Here is a 4,936-nt window from a genome sequence, read left to right as displayed (position 1 = left end):
AAAACCATATAAAAAATGGTCAACCAGAAATATTTAGCATTCTGGCTAACCTTATAATACGAACGGGTGCGATTGTTGAACAAGAGCAGTCGCTTTTCTTGTTCCGCTAACTGGCAGATTAGTTTGAATTATATTATTATCCGATGGTAATCCTAAACAAAAATATGGGAAAAGGGAGATTAATCATGGATACTTTAAATCCAATGGATATTTTAAAGCCAATTGATTTAAGTTCAAAAGCATTAGATGAGACTCAACCTTTAACATCCGTTGAAATGGGAAAACTTTGGGCGACTTATGTGGGAAATAGAATGTGCAGTCAAATATTAACTTATTTTCTACAACATTGCGATGATGAATATATAAAGAAACTATTGGAAAATGGTTTAGCCTTATCAAAGGATTTTATGAAGAAGATAGAAGAAATTTTTAAGAAAGATAATTTCCCTATACCTGTAGGATTTACTGAAGAGGATGTAAATCTTGGTGCCCCACGTTTATACGAAGATGAATTTTACATTCATTATTTAAAATATGTGGCTAAGGCAGGGCTTAGCATTTACGCAGTAGCAGTTCCAATACAAATGAGGGAGGATATAAGAGAATTTTTTATTTATCTTAATAATTGTGTATCTATCCTTTTAGGGCAAATTAATAATGTATTAGCGGAAAAAAAGTATATCCCAAAACCTCCTATTATTCCAACACCAGAAACAAATGATTTTATTCAAAAACAAAGTTACTTAAATGGTTTTGTTGGAGATGTCCGACCATTACATGCATTAGAAATTACTCATCTTTATGATAACATTGAGAATAATGTAACAAGTAAGACATTATTATTGGGATTTTATCAGACAGTTAGAGATGAAAAGATAAAGGCGTTGTTTAAACGAGGTTTAGAAATGACTGATAAGTCAATTAAACAGTATATGGAAAAACTGCACACTGAACACATGCAAACACCGTCATACATTGACCATTTAGTTACAACATCTACATATCCCCCTTTTTCCGATAAAATAATGCTGTTTCATAAAGTGGACATGTTCTCAATGAAGATAAGGGCTTTTGGGAACTCACTTGCGGTAAATGGAAGAAGGGATATAGGATTTTTGTACGGGAGAACCCTCATAAACGTTACTCTATTTGTCGATGATGCTACAAATATCATGATTGATAAAGGCTGGTTGGAATCACCGCCAAAAGCATTTGACAGAGTTTAATTATCATCTTATTCGTTTGTTTTATGGTTTAATTATTTATTTTTGATTGTAATATGGGAAGATACTTAAACATGCAATCGCCTTTTTGGGTTTACTTTAATAAAAAGATTGTGAAAAATTACACTTAAAATAACGGAGTGCTAGAGTTTAAGGGGGATTGCTGCGGCGATCCCTTTTTCTTGTTGTGCTAACGGAGTAGGATTGTTGAAATGGGATGGAAATCTCTTTGGGTTAAATGGTAAAGTTGATTTTGAAACAATATTATTTGTTTAGGCTTGGATCTTTTTTACATAATAGGATATTATCTGCCATATATCCAAGGAGGATTTGTTTTGATTACTGATTTACTAAAGGAAGCTGAGGAATTTATCCGGACCTGTTATAGAGAATTAAATAAAACAGAGCAGGAAGTGGAACATAGATTGAATGAATTGAATGAACAGATACGGAATAAAGGTTTTTATGAACACACCAACCTAGAGCTTGAATATGGGGCAAAAATGGCTTGGCGTAATAGTAACCGTTGTATAGGAAGATTATTTTGGGATCAATTAACCGTGATCGATAAGAGGAACCTAAAGACAGAAGAAGAAATTATCGAAGCCTTATTTGGACACATTGAATATGCAACGAATAAGGGTCGAATACGCCCTACAATCACCATTTTTTCACAAAAAGCTTCGAACCAAAAAGTTCGTATATGGAATCACCAATTAATTCGCTATGCAGGTTACAAAACGGAACAAGGTGTTTTAGGGGATCCACACTCCATTTCCTTTACCGAGACCTGTATAGATTTAGGATGGGAACCGAAGTTTGGAAATTTCGATGTTTTACCCTTAGTCGTTCAAATAAATGATCATCATCCAAAAGTAGCCCAGATTCCAGAAAAGCTTCTTCTCGAAGTGCCAATTCGTCATCCCAATTACAAATGGTTTAATGATTTAAATTTGAAATGGTATGCAGTACCGATGATCTCGGATATGATTTTAGAAATTGGCGGCATTACGTATACCGCTGCTCCTTTTAATGGCTGGTATATGGGGACTGAGATAGGGGCAAGGAACTTTGCGGATGAATCGCGGTATAATATGCTTCCTCAAATAGGAAAATTAATGGGGTTGGACATAAAAAGTAATATATCTTTATGGAAGGATAGGGCACTCTTAGAATTGAATACTGCAGTGTTACATTCCTTTAAGGAGGATGGGGTTAGTATTGTAGACCATCATACGGCTGCACAACAATTCAAAAAATTCGAAGAAAAAGAAAGGGCAAGTGAAAGGTCTATTACAGGCGACTGGACGTGGCTTATTCCACCACTGTCACCAGCTGCAACCCATATTTTCCACAAACCATATAATAATGACATTAAAAAACCCAATTATTTTTATCAACCCAACCCATATTAATTTTTTAGTGTAGTCCACAAAAATCTTCGTTTAATAATTTAATATTCTGGTTTTTCAATGGTGCTTATTAACTAACAGTGTAGGATGCCTAAATAATGCATCTACTCTTCCTTGTTCGATTAACGAGTTAGATTGTGAAATACTGTACTTAAAGTAACGGGTGCTTGAGTTGAAGAAGGAGTTGCGGCAGCTCCTTTTTCTTGTTCAACTATAGAGGCAGTTTAGTTGAAGATAGAACAGTATAAGAAGTAGTATGCAACTTTAGCGATTGCTGGCTCATATTTTGCAAGGTGGGGTATTAAGGTAACTAATACATACTATAGGTAATTTCAGGGGATGGTATTTTTTAGTATAACTTTTTTGGAGGTTACTTATGGATGAAAGAGAAAAACAGATTAGGCTAACAGCGGGAGAAATTGGTCAACTTTGGCTTCAATACTTAAATGATAGCTCTAGCACATGTATTCTAACATTTTTTTTAGAAAAAGCTGAGGATATTGAAATTAAGCCTATAATTGAATTTGCTCTAGAATTATCTAAGTCACATATTCAAAAGATTACAGCGATACTAACAGAGGAAAAAAATGTAGTTCCACATGGTTTTAGTATTGAAGAGGATGTCGATTTAACTGCTCCTAGACTTTATTCCGACAGTTTTGTACTTAATTTTTTAAACCAAATGTCTAAGGTTGGACTTACAACATATGCTGCTAGTGTTGGAACATCTGTAAGGAGTGATATAAGAGCCTATTACATGGATTGCCTTACAGAAACAATGCAATTATATGATAAGTCAACTGAATTATTATTGTCTAAAGGATTGTTTATCAGGTCACCGAGCCTGCCTAATTTAGAGGATGTTGAATTTGTAAAAAAGCAATGGTTTATGTTAGATGTGTTCGGAGAAAAAAGACCATTAATTGCAGCCGAAGTCGAAAATATATTTGCAAATCTGCAAAGAAATGCCTTGGGGGTAGCTGCACTTACTGGATTTAGTCAAGTTGCAAAGGATAAGGATGTAAAACAATTCTTTTTAAAGGGTTTAGAAGTTGGGAATAAACATATTAAAATATTTAGAAGTAAGCTAGAGGAAAGTAAACTTCCTGCACCCATGGGTTGGGATTCAGAAATAACAAATAGTACAACCCCTTCTTTTTCTGATAAACTGATGATGTTCTTCACAAGTGGTTTGATTTCTTTGAGCGTTGGCTATTATGGTACAGCTGTTAGTCAAAGTCCTAGAGGAGATATTAGTACAATGTATAACAGGCTATCCTTAGAAGTTCAGATGTATTCTGAAGATGGAGCTAATATCATGATTAAAAATGGATGGCTGGAACAGCCTCCAATGGCATCCGATAGAGATGAATTAATAAGAAAAAAGAATCAATTGTAAATCACAATTAATGTCCTTCTGCATTTAACAGTAAGGACTTTTTTTAATATCATTATGATTATGTTTGCTTGAGTTTAAGAAAAAATGGCTGTTCCGATAACCTTTTTCTTTTTCGACTCTAACGCAAATTTTATGAGCTAGCAAAATATACACAATTATTATAATAAATAATATATATTCTTTTCTAGTGATGGAAAAGCTATATAAGTGCTTAAAGAAAGGTGCTTAATATGAGTAAATTTTCATATTCACTAAGGAGGATAACGATGGGAATTTTAAGTGGGAATCCAAAGGAAGAACCTTTACACTACGGGGAAGTCTTTGATATTTGGGCTTCTCAACTAGTCGGAAATAGTATGATTGCAGGTTATCAAACGATGTTGAACCATGCAGGTGATGAAGATTTAAAGAAGTTATTAGTAGAAGCAATTGAAACTTGTCAGCAAGAAAAAAAACAGGTTGAAGAGCTATTAAAAGAAAACGGTGTCGGCTTACCACCTGCTGCTCCAGAGCCTCCAGATGCATGTTTGGAGGATATTCCAGTTGGTGCAAGAATTCCAGATCCAGCAATTGCAGCTACACTTTCCGCTGATATTGCTGCTGGATTAGTAACTTGCAGCCAAGTAATCGGTAAATCCATCAGGGAAGACGTTGCCATGATGTATGGTCAATTTCATAACCAAAAGGCAGCCCTTGGAGCAAAAGTGCTTCGTTTAAATAAAGAAAAAGGATGGCTCGTCCCACCTCCACTGCATCTAAATAAACATGGTGATTGTTAATTTTTGGACACGGTTATTTTCTAGCCGTGTTTTTTATTATGCGTACCCAGCAACCCATGAATTGCTAATTGTTAAAAGCGAACATATCAATTTAATTTAGAGTTTGTGAAGAAATGTACTGAT

General features: G+C 34.7%; 4 protein-coding genes. All 4 read left to right on the top strand.

Going from position 1 to position 4,936, the window contains the following annotated elements; genetic code table 11:
* Positions 1 to 185: 185 nt before the first annotated feature.
* The 4 genes from ACIFOT_RS32050 (at position 186) to ACIFOT_RS32035 (ending at position 4,813) form a co-directional block, all read left to right on the top strand.
* Complete coding sequence (locus ACIFOT_RS32050; protein WP_430072954.1) at positions 186 to 1,226, top strand: DUF3231 family protein; 1,041 nt, start codon at positions 186 to 188, stop codon at positions 1,224 to 1,226.
* Positions 1,227 to 1,558: 332 nt separating this feature from the next.
* Positions 1,559 to 2,638: a nitric oxide synthase oxygenase gene (locus ACIFOT_RS32045; RefSeq protein WP_430072951.1), complete on the top strand. Its 1,080-nt coding sequence runs from the start codon at positions 1,559 to 1,561 to the stop codon at positions 2,636 to 2,638.
* A 373-nt stretch (positions 2,639 to 3,011) separates the two neighbouring features.
* Positions 3,012 to 4,034 (top strand): DUF3231 family protein, encoded by a 1,023-nt coding sequence (locus tag ACIFOT_RS32040; RefSeq protein WP_430072949.1) that lies wholly within the window; start codon positions 3,012 to 3,014, stop codon positions 4,032 to 4,034.
* Between the two features lie 266 nt (positions 4,035 to 4,300).
* Entirely contained in the window at positions 4,301 to 4,813 is a 513-nt protein-coding gene (locus ACIFOT_RS32035) for a DUF3231 family protein (protein WP_430072946.1), read from the top strand.
* Positions 4,814 to 4,936 lie beyond the last annotated feature (123 nt).

The organism is Neobacillus sp. NRS-1170 (genome assembly GCF_050468025.1).
The sequence above is the reverse complement of the archived record's forward strand: the minus strand, read 5'-3'. Positions and strand labels throughout refer to the sequence as shown.

What these genes read in the sequence shown, in the direction of transcription:
- ACIFOT_RS32035 (WP_430072946.1), top strand. Translation starts at nt 4,301, where the DNA reads ATGGGAATTTTAAGTGGGAATCCAAAGGAAGAACCTTTACACTACGGG.
- ACIFOT_RS32040 (WP_430072949.1), top strand. Translation starts at nt 3,012, where the DNA reads ATGGATGAAAGAGAAAAACAGATTAGGCTAACAGCGGGAGAAATTGGT.
- ACIFOT_RS32050 (WP_430072954.1), top strand. Translation starts at nt 186, where the DNA reads ATGGATACTTTAAATCCAATGGATATTTTAAAGCCAATTGATTTAAGT.